General features: G+C 51.2%; 16 protein-coding genes, 4 tRNA genes and 1 riboswitch. Of the genes, 9 read left to right on the top strand and 11 right to left on the bottom strand.

Going from position 1 to position 18,023, the window contains the following annotated elements; all coding sequences use genetic code 11:
• The 3 genes from OGM59_03450 (at position 1) to proC (ending at position 1,763) form a co-directional block, all read left to right on the top strand.
• Positions 1-540, top strand: coding sequence for a DUF5640 domain-containing protein (locus tag OGM59_03450; GenBank protein ID UYI91529.1), 540 nt, complete (start codon positions 1-3; stop codon positions 538-540).
• A 109-nt stretch (positions 541-649) separates the two neighbouring features.
• Positions 650-907: a sporulation transcriptional regulator SpoIIID gene (gene spoIIID / locus OGM59_03445; GenBank protein UYI91528.1), complete on the top strand. Its 258-nt coding sequence runs from the start codon at positions 650-652 to the stop codon at positions 905-907.
• A gap of 55 nt (positions 908-962) precedes the next feature.
• On the top strand, positions 963-1,763 hold the full coding sequence (gene proC, locus OGM59_03440; protein ID UYI91527.1) for a pyrroline-5-carboxylate reductase: 801 nt from the start codon (positions 963-965) through the stop codon (positions 1,761-1,763).
• Positions 1,764-1,855: 92 nt separating this feature from the next.
• Here proC and metK read toward each other — a convergent pair whose 3' ends face one another.
• Entirely contained in the window at positions 1,856-3,034 is a 1,179-nt protein-coding gene (gene metK, locus OGM59_03435; GenBank protein UYI91526.1) for a methionine adenosyltransferase, read from the bottom strand.
• A 55-nt stretch (positions 3,035-3,089) separates the two neighbouring features.
• Positions 3,090-3,188, bottom strand: a riboswitch (SAM riboswitch).
• Positions 3,189-3,413: 225 nt separating this feature from the next.
• Between metK and OGM59_03430 the strand changes: the two genes are divergently transcribed.
• Positions 3,414-4,976 (top strand): NAD(P)-dependent oxidoreductase, encoded by a 1,563-nt coding sequence (locus OGM59_03430; GenBank protein ID UYI91525.1) that lies wholly within the window; start codon positions 3,414-3,416, stop codon positions 4,974-4,976.
• Between the two features lie 107 nt (positions 4,977-5,083).
• Here the strand turns inward: OGM59_03430 and OGM59_03425 are convergent, their stop codons facing one another.
• Positions 5,084-6,838 (bottom strand): ABC transporter ATP-binding protein/permease, encoded by a 1,755-nt coding sequence (locus OGM59_03425; GenBank protein ID UYI91524.1) that lies wholly within the window; start codon positions 6,836-6,838, stop codon positions 5,084-5,086.
• Positions 6,835-8,559, bottom strand: a complete 1,725-nt coding sequence (locus OGM59_03420) for an ABC transporter ATP-binding protein/permease (protein UYI91752.1) — start codon at positions 8,557-8,559, stop codon at positions 6,835-6,837. The genes OGM59_03425 and OGM59_03420 overlap by 4 nt, the downstream gene beginning before the upstream one ends.
• Positions 8,560-8,705: 146 nt before the next feature.
• Here OGM59_03420 and OGM59_03415 point away from each other — a divergent pair, with 146 nt between their 5' ends.
• Positions 8,706-10,019 (top strand): Gfo/Idh/MocA family oxidoreductase, encoded by a 1,314-nt coding sequence (locus tag OGM59_03415; GenBank protein ID UYI91523.1) that lies wholly within the window; start codon positions 8,706-8,708, stop codon positions 10,017-10,019.
• 62 nt (positions 10,020-10,081) lie between these two features.
• On the opposite strand, the gene scfB is transcribed toward OGM59_03415, so the two are convergent.
• The 4 genes from scfB to OGM59_03395 all read right to left on the bottom strand — a co-directional run bounded on the left by scfB (position 10,082) and on the right by OGM59_03395 (position 13,594).
• On the bottom strand, positions 10,082-11,473 hold the full coding sequence (gene scfB / locus OGM59_03410; protein ID UYI91522.1) for a thioether cross-link-forming SCIFF peptide maturase: 1,392 nt from the start codon (positions 11,471-11,473) through the stop codon (positions 10,082-10,084).
• A 65-nt stretch (positions 11,474-11,538) separates the two neighbouring features.
• Complete coding sequence (scfA, locus tag OGM59_03405) at positions 11,539-11,685, bottom strand: six-cysteine ranthipeptide SCIFF (protein ID UYI91521.1); 147 nt, start codon at positions 11,683-11,685, stop codon at positions 11,539-11,541.
• 45 nt (positions 11,686-11,730) lie between these two features.
• Positions 11,731-13,047, bottom strand: a complete 1,317-nt coding sequence (locus tag OGM59_03400; GenBank protein ID UYI91520.1) for an aminotransferase class I/II-fold pyridoxal phosphate-dependent enzyme — start codon at positions 13,045-13,047, stop codon at positions 11,731-11,733.
• Positions 13,037-13,594, bottom strand: coding sequence for a hypothetical protein (locus OGM59_03395; protein UYI91519.1), 558 nt, complete (start codon positions 13,592-13,594; stop codon positions 13,037-13,039). The genes OGM59_03400 and OGM59_03395 overlap by 11 nt, the downstream gene beginning before the upstream one ends.
• Positions 13,595-13,744: 150 nt before the next feature.
• On the opposite strand from OGM59_03395, the gene OGM59_03390 reads away from it, so the two are divergent.
• Positions 13,745-13,831, top strand: a tRNA-Leu gene (locus tag OGM59_03390).
• A gap of 161 nt (positions 13,832-13,992) precedes the next feature.
• On the opposite strand, the gene OGM59_03385 is transcribed toward OGM59_03390, so the two are convergent.
• On the bottom strand, positions 13,993-14,562 hold the full coding sequence (locus OGM59_03385; protein ID UYI91518.1) for a hypothetical protein: 570 nt from the start codon (positions 14,560-14,562) through the stop codon (positions 13,993-13,995).
• A gap of 45 nt (positions 14,563-14,607) precedes the next feature.
• A complete protein-coding gene (locus OGM59_03380; protein ID UYI91517.1) occupies positions 14,608-15,132 on the bottom strand; it encodes a hypothetical protein in 525 nt (174 codons plus the stop codon).
• A gap of 154 nt (positions 15,133-15,286) precedes the next feature.
• Between OGM59_03380 and OGM59_03375 the strand changes: the two genes are divergently transcribed.
• Both OGM59_03375 and OGM59_03370 read left to right on the top strand, forming a co-directional pair.
• Positions 15,287-15,363: transfer RNA gene (locus tag OGM59_03375), tRNA-Val, on the top strand.
• Positions 15,364-15,487: 124 nt separating this feature from the next.
• The gene (locus tag OGM59_03370) at positions 15,488-16,822 is read left to right on the top strand and encodes an MATE family efflux transporter (protein ID UYI91516.1); all 1,335 of its coding nucleotides are present in this window, start codon (positions 15,488-15,490) and stop codon (positions 16,820-16,822) included.
• 225 nt (positions 16,823-17,047) lie between these two features.
• Here OGM59_03370 and OGM59_03365 read toward each other — a convergent pair.
• Both OGM59_03365 and OGM59_03360 read right to left on the bottom strand, forming a co-directional pair.
• Positions 17,048-17,123, bottom strand: a tRNA-Trp gene (locus OGM59_03365).
• A gap of 7 nt (positions 17,124-17,130) precedes the next feature.
• Positions 17,131-17,207 (bottom strand) — tRNA-Ile (locus OGM59_03360).
• A gap of 238 nt (positions 17,208-17,445) precedes the next feature.
• Between OGM59_03360 and OGM59_03355 the strand changes: the two genes are divergently transcribed.
• Positions 17,446-17,979, top strand: coding sequence for a QueT transporter family protein (locus tag OGM59_03355; GenBank protein ID UYI91515.1), 534 nt, complete (start codon positions 17,446-17,448; stop codon positions 17,977-17,979).
• Positions 17,980-18,023: the final 44 nt, after the last annotated feature.

The raw sequence follows: 18,023 nt of genomic DNA, 5'->3' as shown, positions 1-18,023 counted from the left end.
ATGAGCGAGAAAAAAGAAAAGAGTACCAAGCTGACCGCTGTGCAAAAGAAGCTGATCATCGGCATTGTTTGTGCCCTGCTGGGACTATTGCTCATCGGCGGCGGCATTTACTGCGGCGTAACGGATCAAAATCCCAAGGAAGCCGTCGTTGGTCTCTTTACGCCCCGTGATCAGGCCATTTGTGCCAACTGGGACAGCCAGGATAAGCCCGGTGTGCTGGCCTTTGTGTTTTACTCCGACGGCACCTGCGACCGCTATATATCCACTTGGAACTTTGACTGCGAGTACACCATCAAGGGAAACAAGCTGACCATTGAGGACGCAGATACAAAAAAGACATTGGTATATCGCTTTTCCATTGTGGGCAAGGTGCTGACCCTTACCCTCCTGGAGGAGGACGGCAAGGAAGCAGAAGAGCAGCAGGTCACCAAGTTTGATCAGGTTGACGAGTTGCACATGAAGAGCCTGAACGATATGATCAATGACGCCAAAGAAAAGCAGGCGGAAAAGCAGAGTGAATCCGCTGCCGACCAGCAGTAAAGATCCATTTTTACACAAAAAGCACTTGCAAATTGCAAGTGCTTTTCTATTATCGGTTTGCATACATAGCAACTCCTCTGCATAGGCATTAGCAAGGAGATGACAAGCTATGTATGCAAAGCAGTCTGCCCGTTGCCAACGACTGGCCCGGTATATTGTAGACACCAAGTCCACCGTACGCAGCACCGCCAAGGTATTTGGGGTGAGCAAATCCACCGTACATATGGATGTGACCCGGCGTCTGGAACACATTGACCCGGAGCTACACGCTGCCGTAAAAGCTGTACTGGATGAAAACAAGGCAGAGCGCCACATTCGCGGCGGTAATGCCACGCGAAAAAAATACCAGCAGTTGAAAAAGGATTGAAAAAATCCCCCGCAAGTGGTACTATTAAAGAAAAACGCGCGGAGGTACACTTGCAATGAAGATCGGATTTATCGGCTGCGGCAATATGGGCGGCGCCATTCTGCAAGGGATTTTACAAGGCGGCACACCGGCTGCCGATATTTATGTTGCGGACCACAATTTGGAGACGCTGCGGCAAAGGCTGGGTCATACCGGCGTGCAGATCTGCCGGAGCAATACGGAAGTGGCGGCGCTTTGTGACACTGTCTTTTTGGCGGTCAAACCGAATGTGTTGTCTGCTGTTTTAGCAGAGATCGGTCCGGTTTTGGCAGAGCGCACGGCCCTGCCCCTTCTGATCTCCATTGCGGCAGGCAAAAGCACAGCCTATCTGGAGGATCAGCTGGCAGTCCCCTGCCCGGTAGTACGCGTCATGCCCAATATTAATGCGCTGGTGGGTGAAGCCGTTAGCGCCGTTTGTGCCGGCAAAAACGCCACCGCAGATCAGGCCAAAACCGTATGCGACCTGATGGCCTGCACCGGTAAGGTACTGGAGTTAGACGAGACAATGTTCCCTTTGTTCGGTGTACTGGGCGGCTGCTCCCCTGCTTTTGTTTATATGTTTATTGACGCCCTTGCCAGAGCCGGGGTGAAGCACGGTATGCGCAAGGACCAGGCGCTGCAAATTGCCACCCAAAGCGTGCTGGGCAGCGCCAAGATGATCGCCGAGAGCAGCGAACACCCCTGGGAGCTGATAGACCGGGTGTGCTCCCCCGGCGGCACTACCATTGAGGGTGTGCTGTCCCTAAAGGCAGACGGGCTGGAAACCGCCGTGCAAAACGCCGTAGACGCTGCGGTGGAGAAAGACAGCAAGTTATAAAAAAAACGCCCGGTGCTTTGATGCACCGGGCATTTCTGTACAAAGAGAAGCCGTCGGAGATCCGACGGCTTTCATTATGACTGTTCTTTTGTTTACAGGCATGCTTTGATTTTGTCCACCATATCCAGCTGCTCCCAAGGCACATTCAGCTCCTCGCGGCCCATGTGGCCATAGGCAGCCACCTGACGGTAAATGGGGCGACGCAGATTCAGCCGCTCAATGATTGCGGAGGGACGCAGGTCAAACACCTTGTTGATAACATCACAGATTACATCATCGCTGACCTTACCGGTGCCCTGGGTATCCACCATCACGGACACAGGCTTGGCCACGCCGATGGCGTAAGCCAGTTCAACCTCACACTTGTCTGCCAAACCGGCAGCCACCAGGTTTTTGGCCACCCAGCGGGCAGCATAAGCCGCGCTGCGATCCACCTTTGTCGGGTCCTTACCACTGAAGGCACCGCCGCCGTGGCGGGCATAGCCACCGTATGTATCCACAATGATCTTGCGCCCGGTCAGGCCGCTGTCGCCGTGAGGACCGCCCACAACAAAGCGCCCTGTGGGGTTCACATAAAATACAGTGTCTTCGTCCATCAATTCCGCAGGCACAGTGGTCTTGATCACTTTTTCAATAATATCCTGCCGCAGAGTCTCCAATTCCACATCGGCGCTGTGCTGGCTGGATACAACCACGGCGGTCACCTTTACAGGCTTGCCGTCGTCATACTCCACGGTCACCTGGGTCTTGCCGTCTGCGTACAGATACGGCAGGGTGCCGTCCTCCCGCACCTGGGTCAGCTTCACAGCCAGTTTATTGGCCAAACTGATGGGCAGAGGCATCAGCTCCGGGGTCTCGTTGCAGGCATAGCCGAACATCATGCCCTGGTCACCGGCACCGTTCAGATTATAGACATCCTCCTCATCGTTCTTTAACTCAAAGGATTTGTCTACGCCCATAGCAATATCCGGGCTCTGCTTATCCAGCGCAGTCAGAATGGCACAGGTGTTGCCGTTAAAGCCTTTTTTGTCGTCATCATAACCGATGTCGCAAATGATCTTGCGGGCAATGGCGGGAATGTCCACCTGTGCATTGGTGGTGATCTCGCCCATGATCAGAACCTGACCGGTGGTACAAGTGGTCTCGCAGGCCACACGGCTCATGGGATCCTGCTCCAGCATGGCGTCCAGAATACCGTCTGAAATCTGGTCGCAGATTTTGTCCGGGTGACCCTTCGTCACAGACTCACTGGTAAATAAGTGTTTTGACATATCTCTTTCCTCCTTAGGAAAATAAAAAGGCATACACCGAGTGTATGCGTCATGCTCCTCATCACTCGGATTTGAACCGCAGGTTTTAGCACCTTACCAAAGCAGGTTGCTGTGGTGTCTACGGGCCTGTTCCCTCGACCACTCTCGATAAAGTATATTGAGTTTAGAGATACTATACTCCATTCCCTTAAAAAAGTCAATACCCGGCAGTCGCTTTTTATCAAATTTTAAAAGAAGACGTTTATGGTCATATTGCACAAAAAAGCGCGCCATTTTTTGGCATTGAAAGAAAAGGTTGTGGTGTTTGGGCGTTGCTTTTTGTTTATATTTTGTTTATAATATTAGTCGTAATTGTCCATGTGTTAAGGAGGTTAAACAAATGGCAAAAAAGACAGTCTTTATTACCGGCGGTACCGGTAACATGGGTTGGGCCGCTGTGCAGGAAATGCTCAAGAAGCCCAGCGAGATCAACATCAAAATGCTGGCTCGTAAAAGCCCGAAAAACGAAGAGAAGCTCAAAGGCCTGATGGCTAAACCCAACGTAAAAGTGGTTTGGGGCGATCTTTGTGATTATGACGCTATCCTGGAAGGCGTAACCGGCGCAGACTATGTGCTGCACATCGGCGGTATGGTATCTCCCACCGCTGACTGGAAACCTTACAGAACGCAGAAAACCAATATCGGCGCTGCGCAGAACATCTGCAAGGCCGTGCTGGCACAGCCCAATGCAGACGATATTAAAGTTTGCTATATCGGCACCGTTGCTGAGACCGGCGACCGTAACTATCCCATCCACTGGGGCCGTTGCGGCGATCCGCTGAAGATCTCCATCTATGACCACTATGCCGTATCTAAGGCAGTGGCTGAGCGCACCTTTGTTGAGAGCGGCATTAAGAATTGGGTTGTTATGCGCCAGAGCGGCATTCTCTATCCCAACATTTTGAAGAATATGGATCCCATTATGTTCCACGTACCGATCAACGGCGTGCTGGAGTGGTGCACCGTGGAGGACAGCGGTCGTCTGATGTGCAATCTGGTGACTGAGGACGCTGCCGGTCATTTGGGTGCCGACTTCTGGAACCACTTCTACAACATCGGCTCCGGTAAGGAGTACCGTATCTCCAACTATGAGTTTGAACACCTGCTGCTGGGCACCCTGGGTCTTGCCGGCCCGGAGAAGCTGTTTGACCCCAACTGGTTCATTCTTAAGAACTTCCACGGTCAGTTCTATGCTGACGGCGACAAGCTGGAGGAGTACCTGCACTTCCGTGAGAACCTGCCCATCCAGGATTACTTCAACCGCCTGGCCGATCATGTAGAGTTCTACTTCAAGATTCCGCGCTACCTGCCTAAGAACCTGGTTGCCGCTTGCGCAAAGCCCTTCATGAAGAAGATCGCTTCCACCAAGGATTTCGGTACTTTAGACTGGGTAGCAACCAAGAACCAGACCCGTCTGTCCGCTTACTACGGCAGTTACGAGGATTGGGCTAAGATCCCCACCAAGTGGGAAGATGTTGAGATCATCAAGTTCAACAAGGACTCCAGCGACGCAGAAAACTACAAGCTGGATCACGGCTATGACGAAAGCAAGCCCGAGTCCGAGCTGGATATTGAAGATATGAAGCAGGCTGCTAAGTTCCGCGGCGGTGAGTGCCTGAGCACTTCTATGAAGAAGGGCGACCTGGCCACCAAGCTGAAGTGGAAATGCGGCTACTGCGGTGCCGAGTTTGAGGCCAGCCCCGCACTGATCCTGCTGGGCGGTCACTGGTGCCCCGAGTGCTTCATCCCCCAGAAGAAGTGGGATTACGACAACATTGCAAAGACCAATCCTTTCTTTGCCCAGGTTTGGTATCCCAACCACACCAAGGACGAGTGCAATGTGTACAACTTCGACGACCTGTTCCAGGTGAACGGCGTGAAGTGGGACGACATCAAGCACTAAGCCTACATAACCAAAAACAGCGCTCCGAGCCATCGGAGCGCTTGTTTTATGTGTGGATAAGAAAAAGCCGTCGGTGTGCTCCGGCGGCTTTGGTTTTATATCCGATTTTATGCCAGCTGATCCGTCTCCGGGAACTGGGAATTGTACAGATGGTAATAGAAGCCTTTATCCGCCAGCAATGAGGCGTGGGTGCCCTGCTCAATAATGGTGCCGTCCTTCATCACCAAAATCAAATCGGCGCCTTTAATGGTGGACAATCGATGCGCAACAATAAAGGAAGTGCGCCCCTCCATCAGGGTCAGAAATGCCTGCTGAATTCTCATTTCCGTGGTGGTATCAATAGAGGAAGTCGCCTCATCCAGGATCAGCACAGACGGATTGCACAGCATAATGCGGGCGATACAAAGCAGCTGCTTTTGCCCTTGAGACAGGCTGCCGCCGTCCTCACCGATCTTGGTATAATACCCCTCCGGCAGACGCTGAATAAAGCTGTGGGCGTGTGCTTTTTTGGCTGCCGCCACGACTTCATCATAAGAAGCGCCGGGATTGCCCATGCGGATATTCTCCAAAATAGAGCCGCACTTGAGCCAAGTATCTTGCAGCACCATACCAAAATTCTTGCGCAGCGCCTTGCGGCCAATCTGCTGCACCGGGGTGCCATCTATGGTAATTTGACCGTCCTGCACATCGTAAAAGCGCATAAGCAGGTTGATCAGCGTGGTCTTGCCGCAGCCGGTAGGACCAACGATTGCTACACGCATACCCGGCTTAACATTCACAGACAGATCCTCAATCAACTTGCGATCCGGCAGATAAGAGAAGCGAATATGCTGCAATTCCACTTTGCCGTCCAAATGCGAAGGTTGCAATGCACCCTCCGGATCTGCCGGCACCGGCTCCTCCTCAATGAATTCCATGATACGCGCAGCACAGGCCAGTGCGTTTTGGAACTCCGTAACCACAGAGCTAATGTCATTAAAAGGCTTAGTATATTGATTAGCGTAAGATAGGAAGCAGGACAGCATACCCACAGAGATATTGCCCTGAATGGCGATCATGGCGCCAAACAGCGCCACCGCCGCATATACAATACTGTTCACAAAGCGGGTGGCCGGGTTCGTTATAGAAGAAAAGAAGGTGGCTCGCATGGAATATTTAGCCAAGCGATCATTGATCTCATCAAACTGCTTTTGATTGTCTGCCTCTTTAGAATAGGCGGTCACCACTTTTTGGTTGGTGATCATCTCGTCAATAAAGCCCGTCTGCTCTCCGCGAACGGCACTTTGCTTTTGAAACATAGCGTACGTCTTCTTCGCAATAAACCGAGCAATAAAGAAGGACAGCGGCGTGACAACGACCACCACCAGGGTGATCCACACATTAATAGACAGCATAAAAGCCAGGGTGCCGATAATCGTCACTACACCGGTAAACAGCTGGGAAAAGCCCATCAGCAGTCCGTCGGCAAACTGGTCCGCATCGCTGATGACCCGAGAGACCACATCCCCCTGGGAGTGGCTGTCCAGATAAGAGAACGGCAACACCAGCAATTTATCAAACGCCCGGGCGCGCATATCTCGCACCACATTATAGGTGATCTTATTGTTGAGTATATTCATCACCCACTGCATGAGGCCAACGCATAGCAGCATCACCACCACAGTGATCAGATGGCGGGCAACGACGGTAAAGTCTACCTGCCCCGAACCGATGATGGCATCAATGGCGTAGCCGATACGAATGGGTACATATAGGGTCAGCACCACCGACCCGCCGGCCAGCAGCACGGACAAAAACAGCAGGTACTTATAGTGACCGATATAGCCAAAAATTTTCTTTAAGGTAGAGGTGTTCTTTTTCATGCTTCCGTCACCTCCTCACTGAATTGTGAACGATAAATTTCACAATATGCCGGGCAATTCGCCAAAAGTTCCTTGTGGGTCCCGTCACCTACCAGGCGCCCATCCTCCAACACCAAAATCCGATCGGCACACATCACGGAGCTGGCCCGCTGGGAGACGATAAACAGTGTAGGCTTATAAGGCAGCGCCAAAATGGCCTTTCGCATGGCGGCCTCTGTTGCATAATCCAGTGCAGAGGACGAGTCGTCCAGCACCAAAATTTGCGGTTTGCGAACCAGGGCGCGGGCCACAGACAGCCGCTGCTTTTGCCCGCCGGAGAAGTTGGCACCGTTTTGCTCCACAGGCGCGTCCAAACCGCCTTTATCCGCCACAATGTCCAGCACCTGCGCCGTGCTTAGAGCGGTGCGCAAATCATCATCAGAAGCGCTGTCGTCGCCCCACAGCAAATTGCTGCGTACCGTGCCTTGGAACAGCACCGCCTTTTGCTGCACATAGCCGATGCGGTCACGCAGCTCCCGGTCATCATAAGCGCAAACATTCTTGCCAAAGACAGACACCCGCCCGTCCTTAACATCATAAAAATGCGGGATCAGGGACACCAGGCTGCTTTTGCCGCTGCCGGTGCCGCCGATAATACCCACCACGCTACCCCGAGGCACGGTAAAGGAAATGTGCTCCAAGGACGGCTCGCCGGCGTTCTTGTACTGCAAGGTCACATCGTCAAAGGCGACAGCCACGTCGCTGTCCCCTGCCTTATCATCCTCGGTATGCTTCAAAGTAGGCTCCAGCTGTAACACACCTTGAATACGAGAGGCACAGGCCAGCGCCTTGGTAATGGTAATGATCATATTCGCCAGCTTCACCAGTTCAACCAAAATCTGGCTCATATAGTTATAAAGCGCCACGACTTGACCCTGCGTCAGGTCACCCAAACTCACCCGCATGGCGCCGGTGTGAATCAGCACCACAATTCCAATGTTAATAAGGATATAAGTCAGCGGGTTTAACAGCGCGGAAAGGCGCCCCACGCTGCGCTGCAAATGAGAAAGCATCTCATTGCGCTTATTAAATCCGGCCTGTTCCGCGTCTTCCGCCGCAAAGGCGCGGATCACACGGGCACCGGCATAGTTTTCTCTGGTTGTCAGGGTCACGCCGTCCAGCTGGCGCTGCACATTTTTATACCCGGGCATGGTCAGTCCCATAATGCCAAATACCACCAAAGACAGCGCGGCAATCACCACAACGAAGATCAACGCGCAGCGCACATCAATGGTAAACGCCATCACCGTAGCACCCAGTACAATAAAGGGCGAACGCAAAAACAGACGCAGCGCCAGGTTCACGCCGTTTTGCGTTTGGGTCACATCGTTGGTCATTCGGGTGATCAACGAGGAACGACCTAAGGTATCCAGCTCCGAAAAGCTTAAACTTTGGATTTTCCCAAACAGGCTACTGCGCAGCTCCTTGCCAAAGCCGGTAGCCGCCCGAGCAGCAAAAAACTGGGCAGTGATCGCCATCACCATACCCACCACGGCAAAGCCCACCAACAAAGCGCAGTTTTGGTAGATCACGGTCTTGTTGCCCGGCCGAATACCGCTATCAATGATCCGCGCCACCACCAGCGGCACAATCAGTTCAAAAGTCGCTTCCAGCAGCTTAAACAGCGGCGCAAAGAAAGACTCTTTCTTGTAATGCTTCAAATAGAACAACAAGTCTTTCAGTGTTCTCACCCTCCCGTCTGCCCACCCAGGCAGCGTATATCTTTAACAAGTTGGTACTTATTATAGATATTATTTGCCTTTCTGTCAATAAAACTTGACAAACGCGTTCAAGATGCTATGATTATAAAAAATGTGAGGTGATCTTAATGGAAAACAAGCCGGTAACGGCCATTATCGTAGGTGCCGGGCACCGCTCCATGGTGTACAGCAAACTGGCGCTGACCAACCCGGAGTTGCTGAAGATTGTCGGCGTAGCAGATCCGGACCCCATTCGGCGCAAAAAGTGCCGCGAGCTTTACGGATTTGGCGAGGATATGTGCTTTGAAAATGCAAATGCGCTGGCTGCCAAGGGCAAACTGGCAGACACCGTCATTAACGGCACCATGGACGAGGTACATATAGAGACCTCTGTGCCCCTGCTGAACGCCGGGTATGATATGCTGCTGGAAAAGCCGTTTGCCGTGAACGAAGAAGAAATGCGCACCCTGGTGGACTGCGCGCGGCAGAACCACAGCAAAGTGATGATCTGCCATGTACTGCGGTACACACCGTTCTACTATGGCATTAAAGAGCGCATTGCCGCCGGTGAAATCGGTGATATTATCAATATTCAAACCCTGGAGCATGTGTCTTACCACCACCTAAGCACCTCTTATGTGCGGGGCAAGTGGGCCAATAGTCAGAAGTGCCACACCAGTATGCTGCTGGCCAAGTGCTGCCACGATCTGGACATTATGATGTGGATGATGGCAGAGACCAAGCCCACCGCGGTTAGCTCCTTTGGCGGCAAGTTCCAGTTTAAGCCGGAGAACGCCCCGGCAGACGCCGGCACGCGGTGTATGGTGGACTGCCCGCTGGTAGATACCTGCCGCTACTCTTGCAAACGGTTGTACATTGACCACCCGGACCGCTGGTCCTTCTATGTGTGGGACAAGCTGGAGGGCATTGAGAACCCCACCATTGAAGACAAGATCCATCTGCTCAAGGGTGACTCCCCTTACGGTCGCTGCATTTACAAGTGCGACAACGATGTAGTGGACCACCAGAGCGTGATGGTACAGTTCGCCAGCGGCGCCACCGGCACTCACAATATGGTAGGCGGTTCCTCCGCCCCCCTGCGCCGTATTCACATCATCGGCACCAAGGGCGAGATCTACGGCAACTTTGAGGAGTCCAAGTTCTATGTATCCAAAATCGACCCCTCCCCGGACGCCCACAACGGCGAGTGCCAAATTGAGGAAGTGGATCTGAATGTGAAGGGCGATATGGTTGGCGCTTATGGCGGCCACGGCGGCGGCGACGAGCGACTGGCGGCGGACTTTGTGCAGTTCGTCCGCAGCGAAAAGCCCAGCCTGGCATGCACCTCTATTTTCGACTCTGTTGCCGGTCACCTGTGTGTGTATCTGGCAGACGAAAGTCGCACCCACGGCGGCCAGCCGGTAGCGGTACACCTGGACTAAAACAAAGCACATAAAAAACCGTCGGTCATAACGACCGGCGGTTATCTTTTTGCGCTGATTTTTTAATACTCAACTTTTAAGCCCTCTTCGGCTTCAGCTACCTTGAGCATAATGGCGCACTCAATGCGCTTGCGGTGCAGCTGGCAACCAAAGTCATACACACCGTTCACACTGCCGGTGGTATGGTACGCATTGGCTGCGCACCCGCCGCTGCAATACAGCTTTGCAAAGCAATCCTTGCATTCCTTGTGGCTGTACACGTTGCAGTGCTCAAACTGCTCCAGCACCTGGGGTCGGGTCACGCCATCGTACACATTGCCAAGTAGGAAGTCCGTGTCTCCAACAAACTGATGACAGGGGTACAAATCGCCGGTGGGGGTCACGGCCATATACTCCGTGCCCACGCCGCAGCCGCTAACCCGCTTGACAATACAAGGGCCGCCGTCCAGGTCGATCATATAGTGATAAAAAGTAAAGCCGTCGCCCTTGCGATAACGGTGCAGCATTTCCTTGGCCAATATCTCGTATTGCTCCAAAAGCACAGGCAGGTCGCTCTCCTGCAAGGCATAGTCCTCCTTAGGATCGCACACCACCGGCTCAATAGACAGCTCTTTAAATCCCAGATCCGCCATGTGCAGCACATCAGCGGCAAAGTCCGTATTGAAGTGGGTATAGGTGCCCCGCATATAGTAGTCCTTTTGCCCTCTGGAGTCTGCAAACCGCTTGAATTTATCCAAGATCAGATCATAACTGCCCTTGCCGTTGCGGCCCACCCGCAGCCGGTCATGGGTAACCTTGCGCCCGTCCAAAGACAGCACCACATTGCCCATCTCCCGGTTGGAAAAGTCGATCACATCATCATTGATCAGCAAGCCATTGGTGGTAAGGGTAAAGCGAAAGTTCTTATTATGGAGCTTCTCCTGCTCCCGGCCATAGGCCACCAGCCGCTTGCACACCTCCCAGTTCAGCAGCGGCTCGCCGCCAAAGAAGTCCACTTCCAAATTCCGGCGGCCGGGACTGTTGGCAATGAGATAATCCAGCGCCTGCTTGCCCACTTCATAGGACATGATCTCACGCTGGCCGTCGTACTCTCCCGTGCCGGCAAAGCAGTATTTGCAAGCCAGGTTGCAATCGTGGGCAACATGCAGGCAAATGGCCTTCAGTACCCCCTGGCGGCGTTTGAACTGGTCGGCGACCGCCTCAAAGGTATCTTCGGCAAACAGCCGTCCGTCGGCGATCAGCGCCTCAATGTCTTTGAAACAAAGATCAATATCCGCGTTCGTTACATCCGGCTGATCCTTGTATTTTTCTAAAATAAAACGGCGGATCTCCTCTTTATCATGATCCTGGTACATAGTGATCATATCGTAGGCCACCGGGTCCACAGAATGGACGCAGCCACTGTTTTGATCCAGAATAATGTTGTATCCGTTTAGTTTGTATGCGTGTATCATAGTCTACTCCAAACAAAAAAGGCGGGACCCGGGCAATCGCCCATCCCGCCCTAATTGCAAAATTCTTATTTCTTCAGCTGCTCGCACTTCTGGTTGGCAACGGAGCAAGAGGTCTTGCTGGCAGACTGACAAGAAGTCTGGCACTCGCCGCAGCCGCCCTTTTGAGCGGAAGCACAAAGATTTCTGGAACTTAAAGTTTTAATTCTTTTCATAAAAAGCACCTCATTTCAATATGTTGGTTCTATTTTACAATACTTTCAGTTCTTTGTCAATACGCAGCAGCAAATGCGCTCTGCCCCGCCGCCGGCAGTTCCGTGGAGCACCGTGCCACTGTTTTTCGCTGCCTGAATTGCTTGTAAAAACACCGCAGTGATCTCTTCACCGGGCACGATCATCGGCACCCCGGGCGGATAGGCAAACACCGTCTCGCAGGCGATACGCCCCACTGCCTGTTGGTATGGTAACGGCTCCCCGGCGGGCACCTGCCAGCTTTGCAGGTGCCGGGGCGGCAAGGGCAGCGGCGCCACCGGCCAGTCGCCCGGCGACAGGGTACGGTCAATCTCCGTCAGGGCACGGGCCAACAAATGAAATCCGGCGGCGGTGTCCCCCACCGTTGCCATACAGATCACATGGATACGGTCGCTCATCTCCGGCTCGATCCCACGCGCCCGCAGCCGGTGTGCCAAGGCGTTGCCGTCTATATTGCAATGCAGGGTGGAAATATTGATCTTGGTAGGATCGTCCGCTCGGATCAATCGCAGGTGTTGCAAAGGCAGTTTATATAGCATTTGCAGTCCCGCTTGCAGCGTCTCAAATACAGCCGGATCCGCCACCAACTCGGCCATTTTTGCCGCGCTGTTCATCAGCACATAGCTGGGCGAGCTGGTCTCGTACATATCCATATACCGCTTGATCTTCGGCGCCAAAGAGGAGTCATATACCTGCACACCGGCGGTTTGGGTCAACGCCGGCAGGGTCTTGTGATAAGAGCAGATCACCGCGTCTCCCTCCATACGGCCGGGCAGCCAAGGGGCCAGTCCAAGGTGGGCACCGTGGGCAGCGTCTACCACCAGCGGCACCGAGCAGTGCAGACGAGAAATATAGCCCTCGTATGTAGGCGAGGTCACCACCACCGCTGCCACCTCCGGATGGGCAGCCAATGCCTCATCCAGCGCCGCCTGGGTCACACGGGTATAAAAACCGGTGGTCGGGTCAAAATCAGCCTCTACATAGTGCACCTGCAGTCGGTTCAAAAAGCAGGCATTATACACCGCCTTGTGGCAGTTGCGGGCAATGAGAATTTCGTCCCCCGGCTTGCACAGGGCGGATATGGTCGCCAAAATGCAGCAGGTAGAACCGTTAACAGAGAGAAAAGATGCCCCCGCACCATACAGCGATGCCAAATCCGCTTGCAGCCGGGCCAACACCCCGGTGGGGGCGTGCAGGTCATCGTAGCCGTCTATTTCCGTAATATCAATTTCCGCACCCGGCAAACCAAAATCCGGGTTGCGCTTGTGTCCGGGCATATGGAACGGATAGCGCTCTAAGTGCGCCAGCGCTCGATCAAGCCGCATAAGCTGTCACCTTTTCTTTTTGATAAATCGCAATGTTCAGCAGCACCACACCGGTGAGCACAGGCATCGCCTCGATCAGGCCGGTCTCTTTATAGATCAGCAGCAAAATCAGATCACCGATCATCAGTGCCGCCCAAAATACCGTGGCGCACTGCCAAAATCGCCCTTTTTTGAATGAAAACAAAAAACACAGAAAGATCGCCACCCCACTGAGTACGGAAAAAGCCAGCGATCCAATACAGTGCAGCAGCCACAGGGTGTGCCGCTCAAAGTCAAAGGGACAGCACACCGTCAGCGCCATACCCGCACCGGCAGGCAGCACCAGACCGTGGCACAGCCCTCTGCGCTTTTGCTTATTATACATGGTATAGAGCAAAAGGTAAAGCACCCCGTAAGTGCCCGCGCCCCACAGGGCAAACAGCACCGGGTGGTCCAGTCCGATGGTGGAGAGCGCCCCGGCGTTGGTGCGCGGGTCCGCAAAGTGCATATACCCTAATGTAAAACCACAGTATAACGCGGAAATCAGCGAAATCCAAATTTTTTTCATAAAAACCTCAAAAAAATCAAAATTTCTTATTGACATTTTACTCCCCTCGTGGTATTATGTCAATGCTGTTTCGGACAGCACCGCAGATCAAGCCTTTCGGCTCTGCCTCGCCCGCTCTTGGCGTGTAAAAATTTAGAGCAAATTGAATATGCGGATGTGGCGGAATTGGCAGACGCGCTAGATTCAGGTTCTAGTGAATGCAAGTTCATGTGGGTTCAAGTCCCGTCATCCGCACCATGAGCCTTTTGCGAAAGCGAAAGGCTCATTTTTTATGTACTCCCCTCTTTTTTTCATAAAAACAGAGCAGATCCTATGATCTGCTCTGTATATTTAATATTCGTCATGCTACACAGCATTACAAAACAAGGAACTGTCCCATGGTCTATGCGTGTGATTGCTTATTGCCCCCAAATTTTGCCTGCACCGGCGTTGATCATATAATCTCGCAGAGCCTCTACAAACGCCTCTGGATCGTCCACATAGAATACGAATATTTCTTCCTCATAAATCTCTGCTGTGATCCGTATATAGCGCTCTCCGGAACCGCCCATATCAAGCCAACCATCGTCTTTTGAATTGAATATAGATTTCGGCGGTCGCTTACCCTTGCAGATCTGAATTTTCTGAATACAGGCATACGGCACCTTGGGATTTGATTTTTCTCTATGCCGAGAATCCGGAACGCCGTGAACATCAAACTGCATATAGTCGTTATACAGCGTAACCCCTTTCGGTAATTCATAATAGCGATAGGTCGCAACGATCACAGCCACGGCAACAATGATACCGAAAACGAGTTTTACCGGCATTGTTACCGGTATGCGCAAAGCCGGTAAAACAATTAGCGTTAAAAGAAGGTACGCATTTATACCCAATACAATATAAATAAAGGCGATACCCTTGTTGATTAGTTTTTTGCATTTTGATTCTTCTGAAAAGAGAAAGAACTTAGCTTTTTTTCTCATCATACCCCCACAAATGACCATTAAAACAAGGGACGGTTCCCTGTTCTATCACTTGTTTGCATACTGCTCCACCTTTGCCATAATTTCCGCGCAGCAATCCTCTGCGTCTTGGACTGAGAAAATGTATTTCTTGCCATCGCGCAGTTGCAGCACCACATTATAGTTAAAGTCGCCATAAGGCACCAATTCAGAAAACATATCCTTAGTCCAATAGATACTGCTGTACTGCACATAGGCGTTCTCGATCATATAGTACGGTACAGCGATCTTGTTCTTCCAGTTCAAAGCAGTAATGGTATAGCGGGCAAGCACCACTTGGTCGTCGTACAAAAAGCATCCCTTGGGCATGACCAGCGGCAAAAGCGAATAAACAACCGACAAAATCAAAACAGCTTTTGTTATGTAATCTAAAACAGGATCCTGTAACAGGAAATCCGCCAGGCCAATGCGGCCCAATATACCCAGGCCTAATCGACACAGCAGAAAAACAATGGCGAAATTATCTGCCGCACAAAGAAACGGCAACAAAAACTGTAAAGTCCGATTTACAGCTTTGAATTTGTATTTTTTCATTTTCTTCTCTCCTGCTTTTCTATGCAGACAAGATCCGCCTTCACTGATTTCAGTATAACACAAGGCGCATACCGTTGCAAGATAAGATAAAAAGACAAAAAGACTCTTTACAAACACGGGCAAAACGGTTATAATAATTGCACCGATAGGAAATGAAGGCGTAGCTCAGTTGGTTAGAGTACTTGCTTGACATGCAAGGGGTCGGTGGTTCAAGTCCACTCGTCTTCACCATTTGACTTTGCAGAAATGCAAAGTCTTTTTTTCTTAAAAACAATGTGTTTATCTGTTCTGTGACAAGAAACAGTCACCTGTTCTACCCTGTTCTAAAGCAAGTAAATTGCAGGAGAATATAAAAATGAAAAAGGACGAATATTTAATAACAGACCCACCCCTAAAAGCGTTAACTGTTTTTGCAATGCCTATGATTTTAGGCAGCTTCTTTCAACAAGTGTACAATATGGCTGATTCAATCATCGTCGGTCAATTTGTCGGCTCCTCTGCACTTGCGGCCGTCGGTGCTTGTGCTGCGCTGACAAATGTTTTTATTTGCATAGCACTCGGTGCAGGCGTAGGGGCAGGTGTACTGGTCAGCCGTAATTTTGGAGCCCAAAATTACGGCAAGATGAAAACAATCGTTTCTACTTCGTTAATCAGTTTTTTGCTGTTAAGCATATTTCTTGGTATTTTCGGTGTTTGCAGTGCACACTGGATGATGCGCACACTGCAAACACCTGCGGATATCATGGAGGAAGCCGTGCTGTATTTGCGCATCTATTTTGCAGGCTTCCCGTTTTTATTTATGTATAACATTCTGTCTACCATGTTTACATCCATCGGCGAATCAAAAATTCCGTTATGGCTTTTAATATTTTCGTCGGTTTTGAACATCATCATGGACCTTTGGATGGTGGGCGGTCTTAAATTGGGCGTGTTTGGCGCAGCTCTTGCCACACTCATTGCGCAGGGCATCTCTGCCGTTCTATCTCTTTTGATATTTCTTTATCGTATGCGAAAATACGCAAGTCCCTTTCATTGGTTTGACAAAAGCGAACTGCGTTCCATGCTAAAAATCGCCGTTCCATCTGTTCTGCAACAATCCACCGTGTCTATCGGTATGATGATTGTGCAAGCGGTTGTAAATCCATTCGGTACGCAAGCACTGGCCGGCTATGCGGCAACGATGAGAGTGGAGAATGTTTTTTCGCTGATATTTGTATCTATCGGGAATGCTGTGTCCCCTTTTGTTGCCCAAAATCTCGGCGCAGGCAAAATTGACCGTATTAAAAAAGGTTACCGTGCCGCTTTGCTGTTAGATGTATGCTTTGCCGTATTTGCATTTATCATTATTGAAACTATGCATACGCAAATTTCTTCGCTTTTCTTAGGCAAAGACGGAACGGCTTTCGCGTATCAGGTATCCGGCGATTATATGCGCTGGATCGGCTACTTTTTCATATTTATGGGTATCAAAATGGCAACAGACGGTGTTCTTCGCGGACTTGGGAATATGCCCCCGTTTTTAATTGCAAATATGGTTAACCTTGCCATTCGCCTGTCCGTAGCATTGATTTGTGCACCGCGTTTTGGTATTGCCTTTGTCTGGCTTGCTGTACCGGCAGGCTGGCTTGCAAACTTTGTCATTTCTTATGTGGCACTAAGAAAATCCTGGCCTAAGGATACTTTGGCTTAAAATTCTTATTTTATCAAAACAGGTGCGCTCTAAACAGCATAAATAAAGGAAAAAAGCACCGAAAATTCGGTGCTTTTTTTGGCAGGGGCTTTATAATCAACTCAATGCGTAAACAGTCCACCGGACTGTTTACTGTCAAAAGTGCAAGCACTTTTGAATTTCGTAGTTCAAGTCCTTCTGCTTTAACAACAAAATAAAAAGACACCCGCAGGTGTCTTTTTGTTTTGGCAGGGGCAGAAGGACTTGAACCCTCGGCACGCGGTTTTGGAGACCGCTGCTCTACCAACTGAGCTATACCCCTATATCCATGGTGGGCCATCAGGGACTCGAACCCCGGACCAACCGGTTATGAGCCGGTGGCTCTGACCAACTGAGCTAATGGCCCGTAACCAATCAAGATGACTTACATATAATACCACTCAAAGCAACAATAGTCAATACTTTTTTGCCGTACACCGTAAATTCTTTTCGCTGCAAAAACGGTGCAAAAAGCAATTTCTACGAATACGCCTTGCATTTTGGCCAACCTTGCGCTATAATACCACCGTCAGTTCGCAAAATCCTGACCAGGCGACGGCAACCGGCCGTTGTCTTCTAAAAACAAAACTAAGGAGCAAAATCGAATGAAGAACAAAAAAGTACTGTTCATTGCCCAAACCGCAGGCATTGCCGCCATGTACGCGGCGCTGACCTACGCCCAAAATCTGCTGCTGCCGGGCACCACCTCCGCGGCGGTGCAATTCCGTGTGTCGGAAGCGCTGAATGTGTTGGCGCTATTTACCCCTGCCGCTATTCCGGGGCTGACCCTGGGCTGCGTGCTGTCCAACCTGGTGAATATCGGCGCCGGGCTGCCGCTGGATATGATCTTCGGTTCCCTGGCTACACTGGGTGCCACCAGTTGTATGTACGCCCTGCGGCAGGTAAAAATCAAAAATTATCCCCTCCTGTCCCTGCTGATGCCGGCTCTGTGGAACGGTGTGATTGTCGGCTGGGAGATTGAGGTATTCTTCATTGACGGCAAGTTCAACTGGATCAGCTTTTTGACCCAAGGGGGCTTAGTAGCCTTGGGTGAGTTAGGGGTCATGCTGGTGCTGGGCACGCTGCTGTATGTGGTGATCGTCAAGCGAAAGCTGGACCAAAAGCTGTTTACCAAATAAAACCGAACAGAACTGACAAGAGCCTATCCATTACAGATAGGCTC

The sequence above is a fragment of the Oscillospiraceae bacterium genome (genome assembly GCA_025757685.1).
In the GTDB taxonomy this organism is placed as follows: Bacteria; Bacillota; Clostridia; order Oscillospirales; family Acutalibacteraceae; genus CAG-217.
This window is presented reverse-complemented; position numbering and strand designations above follow the sequence as displayed.